This is a genomic window from Nostoc sp. CmiVER01 (assembly GCF_034531135.2).
In the GTDB taxonomy this organism is placed as follows: domain Bacteria; phylum Cyanobacteriota; class Cyanobacteriia; order Cyanobacteriales; family Nostocaceae; genus Nostoc.
The window spans coordinates 41,987-64,954 of record NZ_JAVRBU020000011.1 but is presented as its reverse complement, the minus strand read 5'-3'; the positions used below and the strand labels follow the sequence as shown (position 1 = coordinate 64,954).

The following is a 22,968-nucleotide window of genomic DNA, read 5'->3' as shown; positions in this document are numbered from 1 at the left end:
GAAATTACTAGAGGTATTTATTAAACATTGGAACAAAAGATTTCTATGCCTGCTCAACTTAAATTCAAGGGACGCGTTTACCTTATACCGTTAATTGCTATCTTGTTAAATATTGCTTCTTGCACTGCCAATAATCGAAACATCAACCGTGTTTCTCTTGTAGGTGCTGGGGCAAGTTTTCCTGCACCTTTGTACGAACGCTGGCTTTCAGATTACAACCAGCAAAATCCCAATGTAGAAATTAACTATCAAGCGATAGGAAGCAGTGCTGGAGTGCAACAACTCATTGAAGGTACTGTGGATTTTGCAGCTAGTGACGTAGGAATTACAAATGAACAAGCAGCTAAGATAAAACGGGGAGCGATCGCTTTACCGATAACTGCTGGTTCTATTGTGCTGGCTTATAACCTTACACCTTCATTTCAGTCCCCTCAAGCCAATCCGCCAACTAGTATAAAACTATCACGCCAAGTCTACGGAGATATCTTCCTCGGAAAAATTACGAATTGGAATCATCCGAGAATAGCCGCAGCTAATCCAGGGGTAAATTTGCCCAATCTACCGATTCAGGTAGTACACCGAACTGATGGTAGTGGGACTACAAGTGTATTGACGCAACATCTAAGTGCAATAAGTCCAGAATGGAAAAGCAAAGTTGCAGCCGGTAAATCTGTAGCATGGCCAGTAGGAATTGGTGGAAAGGGTAACGAAGGTGTCACCGCCTTAATTCAACAGATACCAGGAGCTATTGGCTATGTAGAATACGTCTACGCCAAACAAAATAAACTCCCTATGGCTGCTTTGGAAAATAAATTTGGTAATTATATTATACCGACACCAAAATCTGTAGCTCAAACTTTAGAAGCGGTTAAATTACCCGCCGATAACTTGATTGCTTTTATCACCGATCCTATAGGTGCCGAGTCTTATCCCATCGTTACTTACACCTGGCTTTTAACTTATCACCAATATCCAAACCGAGTCAAAGCTCAAGCGCTGAAAAACTTTATTGATTGGGCTGTGATTGAGGGGCAAAAATCCAGTTTGGAACTCGGATATATCCCTTTGTCTCCAAAAGTTGTGATTCAAGTGCAATCTGCTGCAAAGAAGATTGGAGAATAAATAGTTTTTAGTTTAGGATAGGCGATCGCGTTATTTAATCAACCTGAGTAAAAAGTCCTAATTTTATTCGCCTAGCGTTTCGTAGAGAGGACTAAAGTCCTCACTACAAGCTAAAGTTTTTATTATGATTACTTATGATGACGCACTTCAACTACGGTATGTACATTACCACGAGGCGTGAAATCTGCTTTCACAGTAGCTTCCAACGGATCGCAAGCAGCTACAAAATCATCCAAAATTTGATTGGCAGATTCTTCATGTGAAATATAGCGATCGCGGTAACTGTTAATGTAAAGCTTAAGCGCCTTCAATTCCACTACCCGTTCATCAGGTATATATGTAATGTAAATTGTCGCAAAGTCGGGATAACCAGAAAAGGGACATTTACAAGTAAATTCCGGCAAAGTAATGTTAATGTCATATCGCCTCCCCACACGCGGATTCGGAAAGGTAATTAGTTTACCTTCGGCAATATCGCGTTCGCCATACTTCATTTCTTGGCTTGCCTGGGTTACACTTTCAGATAATTTGTCAGTTGTCATTGGTTATTTTACTTATCTTTACATCTTTTTATTAATTTTGTAGCTTCTTAACTCCCCACTCCCTATTCCCTACTCCCCACTCCTAACTCAATACTCTTCCTTCTCCCAGTCTGGACAATTTTCATCTTCACAACCGTGGGGATGCATAGCACAAACTAACAAATTACCACTATAAACTTGACCGTGGTAGTGAGTACACCCAATACAGGCAGGATTTTTTTCAGCTGTGGGTTCAACTGAATAAGGAAAACCTGGATCTATATCTGTTACAATATCTTCCAGTTCCCAGTAAGCTTCAAACATTGGTTCAGTCAAATCCTGAAAATACTGATCGACTTCAATGGCAATGTTAGGGACTTGCCCGGTGATTTCTTCCGTTAGCTCAAAAAAAGCGTCTACCATTTCACTCATTCCCAGGAAGAAACGCTCTACTTCATCTGCCACTGTTTCAACTATCTCTACTAAATCTTTTTGCCACTGTTCCATAAACTTGACACCTTTGCAGGCTATAAACAGGACGCTTTGTGTTTTCTGGCTTAAAGAACTAGAGTACACACTAAGCAATGTATCTTATCAAGTTTCTATCTAAAGTGCCATGTCAAAATGCCACCTATTATTAATATTTCGCTTCAATAATGCTTTTTATTGATCGCGTTGCAATCTTTTTAACTCGTCTTGCAGCTTTAGCACTTCGTCGCGTAATTGATCCACATTTTCATCATTTGCTCCCTCTTTCACCGTTAGTTCTTCATCTTCCTCTAAAATTTCAATGCGGCGAGGTTCAGAAGGAGGTGTTTTTTCAGAGGTTTCACCAGATGTTTGGGGCTGTTGGGCTTGCTTCATCATTTCTTCAACGAATCGACGGGCTTCTTCCGTGTTCATTTCGCCCTTCGCCACCATTTCATCAGCCAGTTTTTGGACTTGCGATCGCACTTCGGCTAATTTTCCCCCTGCTTTCTCACCTGCGTAAGAAGCTAATCCAACACCGAGGTAAAAAGCTTTTTGAACAATATCTCCAAAACCAGCCATTCTCCCTGACCGCTCCTACAAATAGGGCGACCCGGAGACTACGCCTATCACAAGCCTCCCGTGTTGCTGCTACCTTCCGGTTCTGACAAGATTTGGGTGTTGCGATCGCATAGATCCAGGTCTTTTTAAAGCATAACATTAAAAGTCAGTAATGTGTATGCTATTCCATAACAATCCGCCATTCATAAAGCTGATAGTTGACGCAGCCGTGTTTCACCAACGGGTCATCAGCTACAATTGCTTCTGCTTCATCCTTTGAGGCCGCCTCAAACAGTAACATCCCGCCTCTTTGCTCTGCCCAATAGCCTGTTCGCGCTTTGTGTCCTTTTGCAATCAAATCCTGAATATAGGCTTTGTGGGCAGGTACATATTGGTCAAAGGTAGGTTTATCGACTTTCCCTTCTTCAATCTTGACAAACCAAGGCATTTGCTTGTTATCTCCCATTGCTAAGGACTTTCTGCCTCAACCACGTTCGGGTGGCACTTTGAAGAAGAATTCAGAAGTCAGAATTCAGGAGTCAGAATCAATGAGTGGGGGATTCCAGACCCACCACTCAATTGTTGCACCACCAAATCTACGATTTTGTGGGGGTCTTAAACCCATTTATTCATCCACTAGTCGCACAGAATTCAATTCTGAATTCTGGCGACTGACGCATGAATTCTGTTTGATAAAAGCAAGACTGTAACACTCAGTCTGCTTTATTTAGTCGGCATAGTGATTTCCCAAATTCCTTGATTTCCACCATATTCTATAACATAAATTTTATTGCCGATAATCGCAGCGTCAATGGGATTACTAAAACCTTCAACAATGCGGGTAGCATTCAATTTATAGTTAGTTCCTACTTTAGTTAACTTTAAATGCAGTAGGTCTTGGCCAGCATCTTTAAAAGGGCCTGGTAGTGTTTCGCCAGTGGGGTCGCCTGTTGTAAAACTCAGCATGAATCCATCTCTCTTGAATTCTGGACTCATTACTCCTTGTGTATCAAAAACCAAGCCTAAAGGAGAACGGTGTGCTGAAAAAGTGCTTATACTTTGTCCAAGAAGACTGGCATCTTTGACTTTTCCATCTTGAGGATCGCGGAAATTGTCTGCGTCTGGCCCAAAATTAGGAATTGGTTCAATTAAGTTTACAGGTCGAGCGGGAAAGGTTGGATCGTTACGAAAGTAGCCCCTTTGAACAGCGTTAAATTGGGGGCTTAATAAAAGGTCTTTGGCAGGATCATAATTAGGAAATTGTTGTGGGTTATCTGTCCCACCAATCCGCCAGGGAAAGCCGTAATTACCACCTGGACGGAGCCAATTTAGTTCTTCTGACATGTCGCGATCGGGGCCATTTTCTGTGCCAAATAAATCCCCATTGGGAGCAAAGGCCATATCAAAAGTATTACGTGTTCCTTCTGCAAAAATATAGCCAGCTGTCTTTAAAGCTGCTCGATTGTTTGGAAGAAAAAGATTTTTGCCATTAGTAGGAAGACGGAGTATACAGGCGGTTAATCCGACTTCACGAGTATTCGGATATAGCCCATTAACAGACTGAACCTCACCGTGATCGGTACGAGAACCACTATTTATATAGATAAAGTTACCATCTGGGCTAACAACCACGCCATTGAAGCGATGGTCATAGGCTGTTTTGCTTTTGGGATAGCCTGCACTCTTAGCTAAGATAGACCAGACGCGCTGTTGTGTACCCGGCTTAATTTCGCCTTTAACAATAATTGCTTTAGTCTGGTTATTCGCAAGGTCTGCATTGCCCACCAAATAAATTGTGCCATTCGGGCCAATGGCCATACCTTGAGTTTCACCTGCATTATGATCGCTAGAGGTATACACAAGTTTACTATTAGACAAGCCTAAATTGACTTGATAAATATCACCATTTTGTTTGAGGTAATAAAGGGTATTGTTTCGTGGATCTTTTACAATCCGAACAGAAGGAGAGACTGATAAGGTATTTGTAATATTGCGAATTTGAATATCAGGACGCAGGGCTTTAGGTGCAGCATTTACTCCAGTAGCGCCATAATTTAATAGAACTGTTGTAAATAACAGCGTTTTCGCGGCAACAAAGTAGCTTTTGAGAGCAAACTTGCCAATAAATCTGTGTTGCTGGTTAGATGACTTAATGCTATTCATTATTTTGTTCATAAAATAGTCAGATGATTTTGTTGCTATATCTTCTTGAGAAAGGAAACAATTTTAGAGCTTCTCGATTGAAATGAGCAATGGAGACTAAGTAGCTCGGTTTCAATAAATTAAAGCTTGTAGTTTTGAGCTATGAATAGCTCACTATGAACTAGGATTTTATTTTCTGTTTATTATGGTTGTCTACTTAGCTTAGAAATAGTCTTTTATTCCTGAAGGGAGGACACATGGTCGTGTCCCTCAATCAGCCTTATAATGCAGTACTTCCTTAACTTAACAACATTCTTATGCTAAACTGACTTCTAGCGTATAAGGAGCAGGGTTGCTATCACTAGAACCAGAGAAAGTTCCGCCATCTTGGGGAAAGAAAGCATATTTACTCACTGAAACAGAGTAGGTTCCAGCACCTAATGAAGCAGTGATTAATGATCCAAAGTCGGGGCCACTATCGTCATCACTTTGTAGTAAAATACCAGCATTGTTAAACAGTCCGATCACTGTATCATCTGTTGTCGCCGCAGTGATAGTCACAGTCCCTGGATTTGCTAGAGAAAATGTAAAAAAATCGAAATCGGGATTGTCTCCTGGTTGAACTGTTACTAACTCACCTGAGAGATTAAGGTCTGAGCCTGATGATAGAGAACCTAATTTTTCAGCACTGGCTAGTGTATTGTTTGTAGCTTGTCCAGGATTTTCCGGTTCATAGAAAAGGAAATTGTCACTCTCAAGTCTAAGGTTTACTACTCCTTGCACAATACCTATGATCTCATCTGGCTCTGCTCCAGGTTTGTCTAAAAATATTTGTGTATTGGCTCCAACAGATTGCAAACGGTAGTTTTTTGGCAAGCCTTTTAGTTCTATTCTATCTTCACTAGTATTGAAGTCAGTAATAGTAGCCAAGTCCCCGAAACCAGCATTCGTAGTGTTTTTATCATCGTAGAAAACATTTGCTGCATCCCCAAGGACAAATGTATCTAGCCCAACGTCGCCGATTAAAGTATCAGCCTCCCCTAATCCAGGTGGAAGAGGACTGCCAGGAAAAACACCGATGAGGATGTCGTTTCCAGGCCCCCCATTGACTACATCATTACCGGGCCCGCCCTGGAGACTATCATTGCCCTCGTTACCATTGAGGGTATCATTGCCATTGTTACCATCTAGCGTGTCATCGCCTGCTCTTCCATTCAGAATGTTGTTAGAAGTATTACCAAATACTATGTTATTAAGACTGTTACCTGTCCCGTTGATAGCGCTACCTTCCCTCAGTCTCAGGTTTTCCAGATTGGCACCCAGTTTATAGGGGACAGAAGACCGGACGGTATCTATACCTGAATTCCTAGCCTCGGTAATGGTGTCAGTAGCACTGTCAATGATGTAAGTATCGTCGCCTACTCCCCCATTCAAGCTGTCATTACCCAAGCCACCATCGAGTGTGTCATTGCCAATTTCACCGATTAAACTGTCGTTTCCCGTCCCGCCAAATAGATTATCATTACCATCTGCACCATTTAGAGTATCGTTACCAGACAAACTATTGGCATTACCACCATTAGCCCAGCCATATATCGTGTCATCTCCCGATGTCCCATTTCTGGTGTCAGGATCTGTAGTGCCGAAAATAACTGCCATATTATTTTTCCTGAATTTCTAAATAATGCCTAACTTTGGCCTCAGTGACAGAACTCTTTATAAGTTCAATTTAGATTACTTAAAACTCTAAGTCTAAATGCTAGTGCTTTTATTAACCTAATTAATACCAATATTTTCTAACCAATATGAATATTAATTAGGTTAATTATTGATTATGTAAATGGTAAGTAATTGTGTCAAAATTTATTTTAATTATTTTCCCATATTTAACTTAGATGTAATTGCTGTAATCATTGTAATTATTTAATTAGCATGAACCAAAATTTACGTCAACTTATTTATAAAATCTTAAAAATTTAATCTTTTGAATTTCTAATACTGTTAACAATATTTATAAATTTTAATTAAGTCTTTTTTGAAACCTACTGTTTTTTAAGAAAAAATGACGAGATTTTTTAGATAAATGCAATGTTCTCGTTAAGTTAGGTTTCAATATCGTTTTTATCTTGTAAAATTAACATTTTTCTATTAAAGAAATGAATTTTAAAATACATAAGTTAAATTTATATATTATCAAAAGCGTTTTTGAGCTTCACAACACTTAAGCTTTACATAAATTTTATATAAGTCCGTTTGGATTTTTGAAACTATTTTCTTGATGCGCGTTCGCGTTGGCGTACCACTTCGTGGAAGCAAGCTACGCGGAGCGTGTCGCAGACAAGCCTTTCTGCAAAGAGAAGCGTCTCGCAGAGAAGCGCAAGCGCGAGAAATAATACGTCCTTGTTCCAGCAGCCCTACATTTATATATGGGGTTCTTCTCTCTGCCCCTGCCCCTTGTCCTCTTCATTGATCTATGACTTCTTTTCAATACAAAGTTAATGATCGCCTAAAGACTTATGTGTAATGGTAGCAAGGGTTCGGAGTATTACTGTATCTGTACTGTAGTCATAAGTAATTGACTTCCACCTTGCTTTCCAGGATGACGCTAGCTAAACAAGCGATTAAACTATGGATAACATCAAGGAACTGTTGCTTTTAGCACTACTTACATAAATTTAATTGCATTGTTACATCTAAAGTCTCATCCTGCTATATAAAAAACCTATTATGTCAGTGTATCAAGGAAGTTGTGGGGAGACCACCGATTTAATTATTGGTGTTCACAACCAAGAAAACCTCGAATTACAAGCAAATTCTGCTCCTGTGGGTGCTCTTGCCACAAGACAAGGAACTTTTTCTACGTTTCTTGCTCCTCTGACTCAAGATACTTTTAAACAGGTCGTTCAGGATGTCGAGCAAAAATTACAGATTGTCCATCAAACCCTGTCAATGCTGGATTCTCAGGGATTTGAAACTCTTCTGCAAGAAATGTTGCATTCGATTACCTTGAAAACTGGAGAATTGCTGGGGGCAGACCGGACGACGATATTTTTATTGGATGAAGAAAAACAAGAACTTTGGTCAATTCTGGCTGAAGGGGAGGGCGATCGCTCTTTAGAAATTCGCATCCCCGCCGATAAAGGCATTGCTGGGGAAGTCGCCACCTTCAAGCGAGTTATTAATATTCCCTTTGATTTTTATAACGATCCGCGATCGCATTTTGCCCAAGAACAAGAAAAAAGAACTGGCTACCGCACCTACACTATGCTGGCTTTGCCATTGTTAAATGAACATGGACAGTTAGTTGCGGTAGTACAATTACTGAATAAATTAAAATATGGGAATAATCCCGATGTTCCACTTGCAGAGCGCATTGATACCAAAGGTTTTATCCGTGCTGACGAACAATTATTTCAAGAATTTGCTCCATCGATTCGCTTGATTTTAGAATCCTCGCGCTCTTTTTATGTCGCCACTCAAAAACAAAGAGCAGTGGCGGCGCTAATGAAGGCGATCAAGTCTCTATCTCAAAGCAGCCTCGACTTAGAAGACACCCTAAAGCGGGTGATGGATGAAGCCAAAGAACTGATGAATGCCGATCGCAGTACACTATGGTTAATAGACCGCGATCGCCATGAATTATGGACGAAAATCACCCAAGATGATGGTTCAACTAAGGAGTTACGAGTCCCCGTAGGTAAAGGCTTTGCTGGTATAGTAGCAGCTTCTGGTAAGAAACTGAATATTGCCTTTGATTTGTACCACCATCCTGATTCTGATACTGCCAAACAACTCGACCAGCAAAATGGCTATCGCACCTGTAGCTTGCTTTGTATGCCAGTATTTAATGCTGATCAAGAACTGATTGGTGTTACCCAACTTGTAAATAAAAAGAAAACCGGAGATTTTTCACCTTATAATCCAGCTGAGTGGCCCAAAGCTCCCGACTGCTTCCAAGCTAGCTTTGATCGCAACGATGAAGAATTTATGGAAGCTTTTAATATTCAAGCGGGAGTAGCGCTGCAAAATGCCCAGTTGTTTGCCACAGTCAAGCAACAAGAACAAATGCAACGGGATATTTTGCGTAGTCTTTCCAATGGAGTAGTTTCCACTGATAAAGCTGGGTTAATTATTGCCGCCAATGAAAGTGCCAAGCGTATGCTAGGACTGGAGGCAGAAGAACGTTTAGAAGGTAAATTAGTTACTGATGCGATCGGCATCAAAGAAGGTGACTTTAGCAAGTGGTATCAGGATGCTTTACATGCAGCCGACTTAAAAGGCCGCCAGCAATATTACCCCGATCGCACACTCTTAACTACTGGTACGGAACAGCATAGTATTAATTTATCCATTAACACAATAGCTGACGCTAGCGACCAAGAGCAAGTCCGGGGGGCGCTGGTGGTAATGGAAGATATTAGTGATGAAAAGCGGCTCAAGAGTACGATGTACCGCTACATGACCCAGGAATTAGCCGAAGAATTGCTGAAATTAGATGATGCTAAATTAGGAGGCGATCGTAAAGAAGTTTCGATTTTATTTTCCGATATTCGCGGCTACACCACTTTAACGGAAAACTTAGAAGCAGAAGAAGTGGTGAGTATGCTCAATGAATATTTTGAATCAATGGTGGAGGCAGTCTTTAAACATAAAGGCACTCTTGATAAATATATCGGCGATGCGATCATGGCTGTGTTTGGTTCTCCCTTACCATTAGAAGAACACGCTTGGATGGCAGTGCAAACATCTTTAGAAATGCGCCATCGTCTGCACGAATTTAATCAACGTCGCTATAGAGATGATAAGCCTAGAATCAAGATCGGCATTGGCATCAATTCTGATACCGTGATTAGTGGGAATATCGGCTCTAGTAAGCGGATGGAATTTACCGCCATTGGCGATGGTGTTAATCTTGGCTCTCGATTAGAAAGTGTTAGTAAACAGTATGGTTGCGATATTATTATTAGTGATAACACTTTTAAGCCATGCAAAGATCAGATTTGGGCTAGGGAACTAGATTACATTCGTGTCAAGGGTAGAAATGAGCCATTAGCCATATATGAATTACTGGGTTTGCGTTCCAACCCTATTGAAAGCGAAAAATTGCAAGTGATTGAACATTATCACAAAGGGCGCGAGTATTACCTCAAACGCGATTTTAACCGTGCTAGAGCTGAATTTGCCCTAGTTTTGGCAGCAGATAACCATGATAAAGCTGCTATGTTGCATCTGTTACGTTGTCAGCACTGGTTACAGTCACCTCCAACAGAATCAGATTGGGATGAAGGAGTTTGGACGTTTCAGGAAAAATAAGTGCCATTTCTGCCGCTCCATCCCTGTGAAAGAATTACATTTAACAATAGTGAGTGCTATTGCCAAAAATAACTTAAATGTAGCGGATGCACCAGAGGGTTTCAGCCCTCACCACAAACCTTTAATTATTATTTTTAAAGGCATCCTTCTATACTAAGTAGAAATCAATTAAAATTATTTGCTCTATACCCTAAATGAATCAATTATCAATTACGTCCGCAATTGCGAATTGCGTTAGCGCAGCGTCTCGCAGAGAAGGAGCGTCACTGCGTTAGCATAGCGGGGCGTTCGCTTTTAGCGTCTCCAAGAGTTGCCCATTGCGAATTTTTCGGTCATGTGGAGCATACTAGATTAGGCTTTAGAATGCGGATTGGTATCATTCTATAAGCTCGCCCATATTAAAATCTATTCTTACCCAACCTTTGAGTCTTCGTAAGTTGTCGAGAATGAGTAAGGGAATCTGCCAGTGATGTACCATCAGGAAGGGTAAGGGATCGCTCACCTCAAAAATTGCTTCTTTCCCCCGCCTGATGTTTCTTAACCAGGTTTGCAGTTGCTTAAACGATCTAATTTCATTCAGCCGCCAAACTTCGTGGTACAGCCAATAGGTTGGCTTACTATCAGCAAGAGGCTGCAAAGATTCAGCTAGAGGCTCTTTACCAAGATAGGCATCCGCTACTCCTGGATGATTGTAAAACATAGTAATGGCGGAGTGAGTACGGGGGTTACACTCAATCGCGTAAACAGTTCCGTCTTCTGCCTGGATGAAGTCAAAGGAAAGTTGCCCGGTTTTTCCCAGTTCTTTGGTAAAATGACTCGCCCATTGCATAATTTCTGGGCAATCAACGTTTTCGTAGTTGACTTGAAAGGCGGATGACTCACAGCAACAGTACATTCTTGACTCTCCATCTCGCGCGGTAGTGTGAGTGCAGTATTCCTTTCCAGGAATAAATTCCTGCATAATCCAGGGATTTTTCTCACTGATGGGCAGACTCTTGACAAATGCTGCTGTTTCTGCCGAGGTATCGCAAGGTAGCTTGGTGAGATTCAAGCGACGTATTTGATCGTAGGGGATGCTTTTAAGAATGTATTTGCGCTTCTCCTGAGAAAAGTCAAAATTGATGACTTGTTCGGGATCGGTAATTTTGAAGGATTTGGGGACAGATAAACCGAACGATCGCGCTGTTTCAGCAAAGGCAAACTTATCATCTAAAATCTTCGTGACATCACCATCGAAGTGGAAAAACTCTACACTGTCTGGTAAGGGTGACTTGCCTCGATCAAAGTGGATGACGGAAAAAATCGCTACCGGGATAAAAAAGTCGATCTTTTCTGTTTTGGCGATCGCGTGTAGGCTTTCAACATAGCCTTCTAAGTCTTTGCTTGGATCGGGAACGGTATAAAAGCCTGCAACAGAGTTGGAATATTTATTACCACTTGACCAGAATTTCTCAATGTCTATTATAATAACCCGATGCCCAGCAGCATGAAATGAACGCGCTAGCTCAAGGGTTTTAGTCATTCTCGCGCCAGCAATCAAGATATTTTTAGAATTGGGGTTGACAACAATTGACTTACCGAATGGTTGCTTAAAAAAGTTCCACAGTAGCGAAGTTAAAACGACAATACAGTTTAAAGGAAATGCCAGTGCTAGTAATACAAGAGTGCCCAAATTTTGGAACACTACAAAAATATGCTTTCTCATAGTTAGAATTTTGACATGATAGTGGAATCAGTGGCTGGTGCATAGGAAGAGGTTATAGAAACAAGGAGATGCGATCCTGCTCTTGCTTCCTTTTTAAGGATTTAATTCATTAAGTCTTCAAAGTTCACGAGTTAGCTAATAAATAGGCTTATTATCACTCAGGGGTTGCAGAGATAGAGGTTTTATATTTTATGTCTTCTCCAAACTGTATGAGTTTCCCAATGCAAAAATCGATCCTCACCCAAGTTCTTAAGGAGCGCAAACTATCGAGTAGTAGTAAAGGAATGTACCAGTGATGTACCATTAAGAACGGTAGTGGGTCGTTTATTTCAAAGATTGCATCCTTTCCTCGCCAAATATTTTTAAACCACTTTTGTAACTGCTTTAACGATCTAATTTCATTAAGTCGCCAAAGTTCGTGATAAATCCAATAAGTAGGCTTACTATTACTCAGGGGTTGCAGAGGTTTAGTTGGAGGCTCTTTGCTAAGATAGGCATCTGCTAAACCTGGATGATTGTAATACATTGTAATTGCCGAGTGAGCGCGAGCGTTGCACTCGATCGCATAAATCGTTCCATCTTCCGCCTGAATGAAGTCAAAAGAAATTTGTCCAGTCAGTTGTAGTTCTTTGACAAAATGACTCACCCACTCTTTAATTTCTGGGCAATCAACATTTTCATAATTGACTTGAAAAGCAGATGATTTGCAGCAGCAGTGTACCGTCAATTCGCCATTTCTCACCGTACTGTGAGTACAATATTCTGTTCCGGGAATAAACTCTTGCAATATCCAAGGCTTATCTTTACTAATTGGCTTACTTTTAACATGAAGCGCCATTTTTTCGAGAGACTCCATTGGTAGCTTGGTCAAATCCAGGCGTAAAACAGAGTCATAGACAATACTTTTAAGAATGTACTTGCGCTTTTCGTTGGCAAAGTCGAATTTAAGAACTTGTTCGGAATCTGTAATTAAAAAGGTTTTTGGGACAGATAGCGACAGTGAGCGGGCAATTTCTGCAAAGGTAAACTTGTTATCCAGCATACTCATTGTATCAGCATCGAAGTGGAAATTCTCACAATAGCCTGATAACACTGGCTTGCGCTCAGAGTCAAAGTAGCTGGCAGCAAAAATGCCTACCGGGACAAAAAAATCTATATTTTCTTTTTTAGCGATCGCCCGCACGGCTTGAGTATAGCCTTCTAAGTCTTCTTGCGAGTCAGGAACTGTGTAAAAGGCAGCCACAGAGTTAGAAAATCGATAACCACTGAACCAGTATTTCTCAAGATCGAATAAAATGACTCGATGCCCAGCAGCGTGAAATGATCGCGCCAGTAGAAGGGTTTTGGTCATCTTACCACCACCGATCAAGATATTTTTAGGATTTTTGTTCAAAACCACAAGATTAGCATTTGATCGGCTGAAAAAATTCCACAGCAGCAATGCAAGGACTACGGTGCAGTTAAAGGGAAACGCGATCGCCAATAATGCAAGAGTACCCAAGTTTTGGAATATGGCAAAAATCTTCTCCCTCATAGTTGTAATTGTGACATGATATATGCTTAGTTGACTCAAATAATCTAGATTCGAGTTCTATTACTTGTCGCTAGTGAAGACCTTGTGCTATTCCAAATTAGAAAAAAGCTAAAAAGGTGATTTGCCGGATATCAGTTCGCGCTCAACGCTTCATTGATTGCCGTCATAAATAACTTATTTAAAGGAATTCCGGCTGCGTTCGCCGTACTGGCAATCACCGCGTTATGGTCAAAAATACAAAATAACCCGGCTTCTAAGAACCAAGGTTGTCCTTGTGGGTCGATCCGGAAGTCAAATAAACTATAATGGCGACAGCCTAAAGCCAAATGACACTTCTTAACTTCTTGCTGAACTTTTTGGGTGATTGGGTCATTAATATCTACAATCCAACCTGGGACATAATTTTTAGCAGTTGAAGCCAAGTCGCCCTCGATTGGTATTTTGAATTTGTCAGTATAGCTGCGGATGGGTCTGGTTTGGGAGTCTATCTGATACTCTTCAAGGGGTAAACCGATTAACTCCCCATCTTTGACAATGGCGCCGCATCTGACTTCTCGACCGGCTTCAATGAATGTTTCTACAATCACTTCATCCGCAAATTCAAATGCTTTCTTCAAGGCAGCGTCATACTCACTCTTTTCTTTGACTAAGGACACTCCTAGAGAGTTGTCGGCATTTGCGGGTTTGATGACTACTGGAGGTATAATTGTCGGAACGTCTCCTTGGCGGAGCAATTCTCCAGAAGGCACTTTCACCCCTGCTGCTGCGACAATTGCTTTGGTTCTGGCTTTGTGGGCCGTGATTGCCATAACAGCGGGAGTATTGCCGATATAAGGGATCTTTAGCAAGTCGAATAATGCCCGATAGTCAGTCATTCCAGGAACACAAAACATTTGTGGCAACATTAGGTCAATGTTTTGCGCTGTTATAAACTGTATAGCATCTGATAGAGACATCGGTTTAGCGACAGCAATATCTTCTGGGCTGAGAGAGGAAGGAAATCGCCACTGCCCATCAAGTGTGATGTATGCAATCAGAAACTCATAGAGCGATGGATTTGCCGTAGCTACCAGACAGCTTTGGGCGTAATTGCGTGACAACTGACAGTAAAAATCATTATATGCAGATCCAACTAAATGAAGAATACGAAGTACTGGCATGATTCATCTTCTTAAGTACTGCTGTACTTTGTATAACAACTGTGATCGCAAAAAATAGCTTCAGGAGAGATGAGGAAGCAAGCGAAAAATAAATTATTCTTTTGAAGTCTAAGCCAAGGCTTAGACTTCTCTGCTAATCTTTTGATTACACAACGCGTCTAATCAAGGTTATACCATCTCGGATAGGTAAGAGAACTTGCTCTACACGAGGATCGGTGGCGACAACACGGTTAAACTGAGCGATCGCTTCACCGTTGGCGGTGCGTTGTTCGGGTGGTAAGTAAACTTGTCCCTGCAACAAAGTGTTATCCACACAGATTAAACCGTCGGGAGTCAGTAAGTTACTATCTAAAATGATCTGGAAGTAATCTACATACTCTTTTTTATCCGCATCAATGAAGATTAGATCGAATACTTCATTTCTGGCAGCCAGCTTGTGGAGTGTCTCTAGCGCAGGTGCTACTTCCACAACAATTTTGTCGCCGTGGGGAGACTCACTAAAGCAAGCTTGAGCAAATTCAGCAACGTAGGGATCTACTTCGCAACCGATAATTTGGCCATCACTTGGTAATGCTTCTGCCATTGCTAAAGCTGAATACCCTGTGAACATTCCTACTTCTAGAACGCGCTTTGCTTTGGTGATATGAACAAACATTTTCAATGTCTGTCCTTCTAGATGTCCTGAGAGCATCTCTTGCTCTAGTTGACGCACTGTTTCACCATCGCTGAAGCGTTTGCTCCAGTCTTCAATGCTTGTTTTTTGCGCTAATGCTGTCAATGCGCTCGATTCGGGGGTGGTGTAATCATCCAAGTAGGGATCTAAACCCGCCGCTAATTGAACTCCCTGCCGCAAAGAATTTAATATCTCTACGGGAATATTGTTTTCTTCTGCTAATTTGAGGGTTTGCTGTAGCTGCGCTACTAAGATGCTATGTGGCGTTATCGGTCTAGCTGTTTCTCGTCCTAAAACACTCGTCATATTTTCAAACCCCTACTAGCTTGGCTTCTTGATTTTCAATATATGCGTCAACACCTTTACCGCCACGAGGGTATTTAGCACAAAGACGTTTGTGTTCAGCTAAAGCAGCATCAAGTTCTTCACGAGTTAGATCGTTGGCAAAGAAGCACTCACCAATCGGACGAGGCATAGCTGCGCGTTGTTTGCCATCTCGTGTCAAGCTTATAGACTGGGTAGCATCCCAGAGCAAATCTCCATCTAGTAGAGGATGGTCGAGTGATAAACCGATACGACTCATCAAGTCTAGGATGCGATCGCGCTCTCCTGTTGGAATATAGCCCCGTTGTGCTGCAATGGTTGCAGACAAAGCCATATCTATATTGACAGCATGACCATGATATAGAGGTATCTGAGGTGCTAATTCTAGGGTTGGACTCCAAGTATGACCGTAGGCAATGACGCGATCGAGGTCTAGTTCATGCAAGTTAGGAGTCTCTAACTCCAACATAGTTTTGATTGCCTCGTAGTTGACTTTGTGGGCAATCTCTTTAATTTCCGGTGTCGCATTCACATGTCCAAAGTGAGTGGAAAGAAGTTCTTCACCATATTCGTATAGCAGTTCAAAGACTTCAGAGTTAGACACTACAGCAATTTTCACCAACTCTGCCATCCCATTGCGAACTTGAGCCGTTGGCAGGGTTTTCAAGAATGAGAAATCTAGAATCACTTTTAAAGGTGCATGATATGCTCCCAAGCGGTTTTTCAACTTGCGATGATTAACTGCTACCTTAATCGCTACACCCGCATCAATCAAACCAATCAACGTGGTAGGAATGCGGATATAGTTGCTCTTACGACGGTAAGAAGCACAAGCAAACCCAGCCACATCAGTAATTAGACCACCACCGACAACTAAGACTGGTTCTTTACGAACTAAGCCAAAGTCGGAAAAAGCGTCAATAATTTTTTCAAAAGTTGCCAGGGTTTTAGCTGGCTCTGTAATAATGATCGGAAATACTGTCAGTTCAATGTCATAGTGTCTAAAATATGACTTGATCTGATCGCCATACAGTTCATGGACATTGGCATCAATTACAGTTAGACAGCGACCAAATTTTGCATAGCTATCTGCTATTTCTCTGTTATTAATATCAAATGCACCGTTCACATACACGAGACTAAAATCGATTTTTTCGTAACCTTGGACGTGAAACGCAGATTCTGTAGCTTCAAATGATGCTTGAACTTTATTCATGTGTGTTGACCTTGTTCCAATTAAAAAGTTGTGAGATTTCGGTAATAATTCCGATTTACCCTAATCTATGCCAGCAGGAGATGATGCTCTTTATTGTTTGAGATTAGAGACATGATTAAATAAGCTTTCAATAAAAAAGCTCATTTATATTTATGACTGGCAATGTTATTAAATAACACCATTCATTAGAGTAAATTCTGTAAGTGGGCTAGTCTGTAATTTAAGATAGCCTCTAAACTAGTCAAATGCCCCTCTAGCAAGATTTCGCCATAATACTTGCATTCTTTCTTTTAAGATTATTGACTATAGTAAGAGGAAAATTTATCTTAATTGAGATTTATTCCACTATAGTTTAACTTTAGTGGCTTTCCAACTGTACGATTCCGCAAAAATTCTAGCCTAGAAAACTTATTGTATCGTTTATCTCCAAGCTTAAATTTAAGATTAGAACCTTGATTAATCGTAAGTTCGCTGTTTTTCACCATTGGTATCAAACCCTATATCACTAAACTCGCTATATTCTATTTGCTTCAGAATAACAGTGGACTTTTAGGAAGTTTATCTGAATTTTTTTAAACTCCACTATGTTTGTCTTTAGCAACTTTCCAACCATTAAACTTTGCAAAAGTCCTATTTTAGTAAACTAATCATATTATCTATCTCCAGGCTGACATTTAAAATTACAGGCATGATTAATTCTCAGATAGCTGTTTGTTTAGTTTTAGTCTTAAACCATAAAATGGTTAAAAACGAATATGACTCATTACACTCTCTTCAGAATCGCAGTAGAATTCTTTTTTCATTCAATCAAGTTAATGCTTAGTATTCAACATACCTACTTCGGTAACTCCTAAAAATTCAGAAGTTAAAAATATCTGAGTCATTAGTAACAAAACTTTAACTTTATTTAAGGAACGGTTGTCTCTTAAAAATTCTAAGTTTGCTTGAATTGCTCTTTAAAGTTCTAAATTAGACTATTTAGCTTAATTTAGCAAATAACTTACCAATGGGTAAATTAAAATCACAACATAAATCATAACATTAGACCATAGAAATCATAACATATGTAAATATCTTTAAGTCAATCCGCCATGCGAAGTGTACTTCATAACAATCTTTTTTTAACAAAGTATGTCTAAAGATAGATATTTACTAAAGAAGATGAAATTAATTCATTTGAACGTGATATTATAAAAAACCGCCAAAATTAGTTTTGTATAGAATTAAAATTTTTACTAAACTGGCTGGAGTTGCATAGTTGCAGAATAATTTAGCAACTTCCAAAATTCTCCTCCTGCTTCTCGTGTAACGCCAGCTTGCCCCAATTCATCTCACCGTTCTGCAACGCTTGAATATATATATTGAAATGAAATTTTTTTGCTGACTTATGGAAGCCAGAGTGGATGCTCCAGAAAGCAGTAGGCTGTAACAAATTAAGGATTTTGGCAATCTGTCTGTGTATCAATTTAAACTTGAACCTATTATTTATCATTCCAGTTGCCGCGATCGCTTAGTTACTTTCGACATAAAAAATTGAGTATTTCTAACAGGCAAAGTTTATTTAGATTACTTTTTAAAAAAACTTAATATTTTTTAATTTAGTTTAAAAAATCTTGGGATTGAGTTCATAATTTCAGAGCGATCGCTTTGTAAAGGTTAGTTGATATTTCTTGTCAAACTGCTAGTAAAGTTACAAACTAAAGAAATACAACACACGCAATTATTTTATGACTGCTATTTCAAACTTTCAATTCAAGAGACCAATTTGGCAAACTGCCATCATATTGACTTTGGGCTTTTGGCTCAGTGCTAGTCTACTTTTAGACTGGGTAATTATGCCTAGCCTTTATCTTTCTGGCATGATGAGCCAAGCTGGTTTTACAACAGCAGGCTATACGATTTTTTGGAACTTCAATCGAATGGAATTATTATCTGCTGCGATAGTCCTGACTGGGGCGCTAGCTTTGAGTAAAACCCGATATCACTGGAGTATTGGCAGTATTGTTTTATCTGTACTGCTGTTAACTATAGCTGTGCTTGACACCTATTTCTTAACTCCGCAGATGTGCGCCATAGGAGTTCAACTTAACCTATTTGAAGCTGCTGCTGCTATTCCATCGACAATGAATATACTGCACGGCAGTTATTGGGTACTAGAAATAGTTAAGCTGGTAGCAGGTGGTACACTTTTAAGCTGGTGCTGGCGGGAGCAATTTTAAGTAGATGGAGAATTTTAACAGTGAGACTTCCCACTTCTAAATCTCACACCAAAGACGCAAAGTAATTCTTTGCGTCTTTTTGCTAAAAATACCTTATGAATAAATGCGATTGGGGACAATTTTCTATAAATATACAAAATTATCTTTAACTGTACATTCTCAGCCTTCCCGGACATCCGAGAAAATAAATACTGAAAAATAATATTAATTAGTTTTCATGTTTCCTTTACTGATTTATTATGAAGTTTAGATATTTATGCAAACTTTTTTTGAAAATTATAGTAACCTGAATTTTAGTGGTTACTTACTTGTTATCTACCATCTAGCAAAAAAGAGCTATTTTGCAGGTATGTACTAGCAATCAAGAATTTCGCTGCAAGTTCTTGAATTTATTACTTCAAATTGTGCAGGGTGACTATTTAGCGCCACACAACATTAGAAACCGTCTCCAGTAATTATGAAGAAATTCCCTTCTGCTGATTTGGTTGCCCGTTGCATCTCACCACACACCATCAGAGCGGCAATTACCAGCTAACTTATCCTTAGTAGGAGGTTTACCATTCTTGTTGTGCAAGTGAGAATCTTACCCAATCCCCAGAGCTAACGCACGGTATTTATGAAACCCTTGCTAGATAAGGATCTTGACGACAAAATAGGCTAAATTAAAAAACGCCGAAACCTTTGCTATTAAAGGATTATTATACTTTAGATGCGTTTGCCCTGACCCAATCCTAAGACTAAGGGTTGCTCTACAATCACAAACCTAAGTAAGACATTTAACTTTTTTAATGCTTAGTTTCTAATAATACATTTTTTCTTGAAAAAGTTACACTCAAGAATAAACTTCTAGCAAAAGTATCTGATGACTTTCGTCACGACTGCAAAAACATAGTTCGTAAGCGCGGATTTAATGCTCAAAAGCCTTGATTTAAAGCCATTTTCATCTAGATTACAGTAGATTTTGATTGTTTTCTATTTAGCATTAGAAGCAAAACAACTTTGGCACGAAAACTAAAGTGTATCTACAATTTTAGGCTGCTAAATACGGATACCAATGATGCTTTTGTGACTGATGGGCGAGAGCCAATGGTGTATGCGTTGCACTTAAGTTACTGTTAGATTGGCTAGATTAGCGAAAGATACAGAAAACCAATCTAATTTTTGAAATACTATATCCTGGCAACCAGTCAGGCCATTTTGCCATTGGGCAATAACATGGATTGGTTTATTTGTGACTCGTGCTTTATAGCTTAACAGAGATTGGTGAATTAAGAGTTGGGGGGTGTGGAATCTCTGTACTAACTCAAATGTGACCGCTATATTTATCTGATAGTGCTTCCAACAAAGTCGCAGTGAATTCTGAAAAGGTAATTCACTAATTTTACGTGCAAACAAATCTTAATTTTATTCCCAAACCATCCTAATGAAGACACTTCCGATTAGTAGATACAGATTTTTCCAAAAGCTCCAGCCTTTATCTTTGTTGAAAAAAATCACTGGTAAGTCGGTTACTGGTTGTTTGCAGGTATTTAGCACATCAGGCTCTTGGTCAATATATGTAGACGAGGGTAAACTAATTTATGCCTGCTATTCAGAGAAAATGTTTGAGCCACTCTACAGAAATTTGCAACGTTTGAGTCAACAAATTTCTACTCTCCCTCGTGAAATTCACGAACAGTTGCGGGCGATATTTGAAACTGGTATTGAAAATCAGGCAATACCGAATCCAGATTATTTGGCTATTTGTTGGTTAGTCAATCAGAAATATATCAGTCCCTCTCAAGCGGCGATACTAATAGAGCAATTGGCGTTAGAAGTTCTGGAGTCATTTCTGAACTTAGACCAGGGGAGTTATGAATTCATTCCTGAAAGCTTTCTGGATGACATGCCAAAATTTTGTCATCTGAATCTCCGTTTACTAGTTGAACGATGTCAAACACCCCAAAGAGAAGCGGCTTATCGTCAGACATCGCCGACTTCTCAATCAAACCCTTCAGAATTGTTCAAAATAAATGAGCTAAAACCTAAAAGCAAAAGGACACCAAACTGGTCTACAACAAACGGCTATAAGCCGCCAATCTATTCTATTAATACCAATGAACATAGGAATCAGCAAATCACCAAACCACCTGCGGATAAAAAAATCTACACAATCTTTTGTATTGATGACAGCCCTACAATATTGAATACTATTAAAAGTTATTTAGATGAGCAAATATTTTCTGTTGTGGGAGTTACCGATTCTTTAAAGGCTTTAATGCAGATTGTTCACACCAAACCCGATATCATTTTGTTGGATATTTCAATGCCTAATTTGGATGGGTATGAACTTTGCTCTTTGCTGCGTAAACACTCAAATTTTAAAAATACACCTGTGATTATGGTGTCAGAAAAATTAGGATTTCTAGATAGAGCTAAAGCTAAGATAGTAAGAGCATCAGGTTATTTAACTAAGCCTTTTACACAAGGGGATTTACTAAAAATAATATTTCAACATATTGTTTAATTTTATAGTCTAAAAAATAACTCTACAAAATTCAAGATATTTTGTGGATATTTAAGGTTGAGTATTACCTGAATTGCTATACTATTTTAGTTAAAGAATATTGTCTAAGTGAAGCGATAAATCTCTCACTACAAATCTTTTTTTGGATAGCATTAATGACTTTAGTAACTTTGAGGAAGTGGTATCTCCCTTAGAATTGCCAAAAGCGATCGCTCCATAGCTTCACTGACAACTTTATTACCTTCTAAGTTGAGGTGAATGTGGTCGTGATACAAAGCTTGCGGGTTGGTAATTGAATTGAATATCGGTAAAAAGTCTATATAGTTAATTTGTTGTACTTTAGCAAAATCGTTCAAGCGCTGGCGTGCAATAATTTCATAATCGCGGGGGCCTGGTTCACCAATTTCTCGCACTAAGGGAGTCATAGCTAGAAGAAATTGGCTGTTACTTTGGCGAGTCAGGGCTTGAATTTTGCCGATCGCCTCCAAATTAATCCCCACGCGATCGCCTGTTTCATTTTGCACTGCTTCCATTTCAGGAATTGGCTGTTGCTTAACGATATAACGTTGCCACACTTCCATCAATGCTAGAGGCGGTTTACTATCGGGATAGTTGCGATCGCGTCCTACCGGTAAAGATGTAGGAGCAGTAGCAAACAGATCATCGGTATTAATTAACAACACTACCGCTTGAGCGTTAAAGTTGCTAAACTTCTGCAAATAAGCTAACTCGTTCCTTGGCCCCCAAGAGTTAGCTGAAGCATTCAGCACTTCTACTTCCTGATAACTACTATTAGTGGATGATGCCAGAGAACGCATCATCATCGTGGATATTGTATTAGTCTGATCTGTCCACCAGCCACCATTAGCAATAGAATCCCCTAACAATAAAATTCGCAAACTAGAAGGTGTAGATGTCTTCTTGAGCGGATTACCCCGCATAGAATACTCATTAATTTCAATGCGATTACCAAAACGACGGGTACGCTGGTTAGGAGCCAATAAATAACCAATCTGCTCATCGCCAATGTAAATCAGAGGATTACCAAAGCCAAAAAGCGATCGCAGTCCGATCTCGACTACTACAAACAATCCCACAACCACCACCAAAAATACAATTAACGCGACTTTCACCTACTTACACCCTCTTATACTCAGTTGCTTTTCAACGATAGTAACTGACGCATTGGGCATTGGATAGAGGTATAGAAACGGGATGTACTAAGCAATAGCGTTCGGATAAGCAGGGGAAGCACTTGAAGAAAGAAAGTTATTATTCAGTAATTCTTTTCTTTCCAGCGAACAGATCCCCTGCTTTTTAGCACTCTCCAGGCATCTGATTAAGCGGATTAATATGTATTGGAACGGTTTAATAAGCTTTAAAACAGCAATTGTATAGCTGTTAACTGTCTATCTAATGGTTTGCCAAAAGTTTAATATATTTAGGCTATTTTTGTGTAATAGCATAGCAGTGTTTTATAGTGATATAATTTTTGATTATAGTA

Annotated in this window: 16 protein-coding genes and 1 other RNA gene; 4 read left to right on the top strand and 13 right to left on the bottom strand. The window is 39.7% G+C overall.

Annotated elements, in window-relative coordinates; genetic code table 11:
* Positions 1-45 precede the first annotated feature (45 nt).
* Positions 46-1,122, top strand: coding sequence for a phosphate ABC transporter substrate-binding protein PstS (pstS, locus tag RMZ43_RS19875; protein ID WP_322655338.1), 1,077 nt, complete (start codon positions 46-48; stop codon positions 1,120-1,122).
* Positions 1,123-1,250: 128 nt separating this feature from the next.
* On the opposite strand, the gene queF is transcribed toward pstS, so the two are convergent.
* The 7 genes from queF to RMZ43_RS19840 all read right to left on the bottom strand — a co-directional run bounded on the left by queF (position 1,251) and on the right by RMZ43_RS19840 (position 6,473).
* Entirely contained in the window at positions 1,251-1,664 is a 414-nt protein-coding gene (queF, locus tag RMZ43_RS19870; protein ID WP_322648340.1) for a preQ(1) synthase, read from the bottom strand.
* Positions 1,665-1,751: 87 nt separating this feature from the next.
* The gene (locus RMZ43_RS19865; RefSeq protein WP_322648341.1) at positions 1,752-2,150 is read right to left on the bottom strand and encodes a hypothetical protein; all 399 of its coding nucleotides are present in this window, start codon (positions 2,148-2,150) and stop codon (positions 1,752-1,754) included.
* Between the two features lie 156 nt (positions 2,151-2,306).
* Positions 2,307-2,693, bottom strand: coding sequence for a phasin family protein (locus RMZ43_RS19860; protein WP_322648342.1), 387 nt, complete (start codon positions 2,691-2,693; stop codon positions 2,307-2,309).
* Positions 2,694-2,718: 25 nt separating this feature from the next.
* Positions 2,719-2,815: signal recognition particle sRNA small type (ffs, locus tag RMZ43_RS19855), an RNA gene on the bottom strand.
* Positions 2,816-2,853: 38 nt separating this feature from the next.
* Positions 2,854-3,120 (bottom strand): YciI family protein, encoded by a 267-nt coding sequence (locus RMZ43_RS19850; protein WP_322648458.1) that lies wholly within the window; start codon positions 3,118-3,120, stop codon positions 2,854-2,856.
* Between the two features lie 275 nt (positions 3,121-3,395).
* Entirely contained in the window at positions 3,396-4,835 is a 1,440-nt protein-coding gene (locus RMZ43_RS19845) for a PQQ-dependent sugar dehydrogenase (protein ID WP_322648343.1), read from the bottom strand.
* Positions 4,836-5,129: 294 nt separating this feature from the next.
* Positions 5,130-6,473 (bottom strand): calcium-binding protein, encoded by a 1,344-nt coding sequence (locus tag RMZ43_RS19840; protein ID WP_322655337.1) that lies wholly within the window; start codon positions 6,471-6,473, stop codon positions 5,130-5,132.
* 1,068 nt (positions 6,474-7,541) lie between these two features.
* On the opposite strand from RMZ43_RS19840, the gene RMZ43_RS19835 reads away from it, so the two are divergent.
* Positions 7,542-10,127, top strand: a complete 2,586-nt coding sequence (locus RMZ43_RS19835; protein WP_322655336.1) for a GAF domain-containing protein — start codon at positions 7,542-7,544, stop codon at positions 10,125-10,127.
* 376 nt (positions 10,128-10,503) lie between these two features.
* Here RMZ43_RS19835 and RMZ43_RS19830 read toward each other — a convergent pair whose 3' ends face one another.
* The 5 genes from RMZ43_RS19830 to RMZ43_RS19810 form a co-directional block, all read right to left on the bottom strand.
* Entirely contained in the window at positions 10,504-11,832 is a 1,329-nt protein-coding gene (locus RMZ43_RS19830; protein ID WP_322655335.1) for an ATP-grasp domain-containing protein, read from the bottom strand.
* 154 nt (positions 11,833-11,986) lie between these two features.
* Positions 11,987-13,366 carry an ATP-grasp enzyme gene (locus RMZ43_RS19825; RefSeq protein WP_322655334.1) on the bottom strand — a complete coding sequence of 460 codons (1,380 nt, stop codon included), beginning with the start codon at positions 13,364-13,366 and terminating at the stop codon, positions 11,987-11,989.
* Positions 13,367-13,497: 131 nt separating this feature from the next.
* Positions 13,498-14,526, bottom strand: a complete 1,029-nt coding sequence (locus RMZ43_RS19820) for a D-alanine--D-alanine ligase family protein (RefSeq protein ID WP_322655333.1) — start codon at positions 14,524-14,526, stop codon at positions 13,498-13,500.
* A 145-nt stretch (positions 14,527-14,671) separates the two neighbouring features.
* On the bottom strand, positions 14,672-15,505 hold the full coding sequence (locus RMZ43_RS19815; RefSeq protein WP_322655332.1) for an O-methyltransferase: 834 nt from the start codon (positions 15,503-15,505) through the stop codon (positions 14,672-14,674).
* 4 nt (positions 15,506-15,509) lie between these two features.
* A complete protein-coding gene (locus tag RMZ43_RS19810; RefSeq protein ID WP_322655331.1) occupies positions 15,510-16,739 on the bottom strand; it encodes a sedoheptulose 7-phosphate cyclase in 1,230 nt (409 codons plus the stop codon).
* Positions 16,740-18,466: 1,727 nt separating this feature from the next.
* Between RMZ43_RS19810 and RMZ43_RS19805 the strand changes: the two genes are divergently transcribed.
* Both RMZ43_RS19805 and RMZ43_RS19800 read left to right on the top strand, forming a co-directional pair.
* A complete protein-coding gene (locus RMZ43_RS19805; RefSeq protein ID WP_322648351.1) occupies positions 18,467-18,958 on the top strand; it encodes a hypothetical protein in 492 nt (163 codons plus the stop codon).
* A 1,423-nt stretch (positions 18,959-20,381) separates the two neighbouring features.
* The gene (locus RMZ43_RS19800) at positions 20,382-21,464 is read left to right on the top strand and encodes a response regulator (RefSeq protein ID WP_322648352.1); all 1,083 of its coding nucleotides are present in this window, start codon (positions 20,382-20,384) and stop codon (positions 21,462-21,464) included.
* A gap of 161 nt (positions 21,465-21,625) precedes the next feature.
* On the opposite strand, the gene RMZ43_RS19795 is transcribed toward RMZ43_RS19800, so the two are convergent.
* A complete protein-coding gene (locus RMZ43_RS19795) occupies positions 21,626-22,597 on the bottom strand; it encodes an SGNH/GDSL hydrolase family protein (protein WP_322655330.1) in 972 nt (323 codons plus the stop codon).
* Positions 22,598-22,968 lie beyond the last annotated feature (371 nt).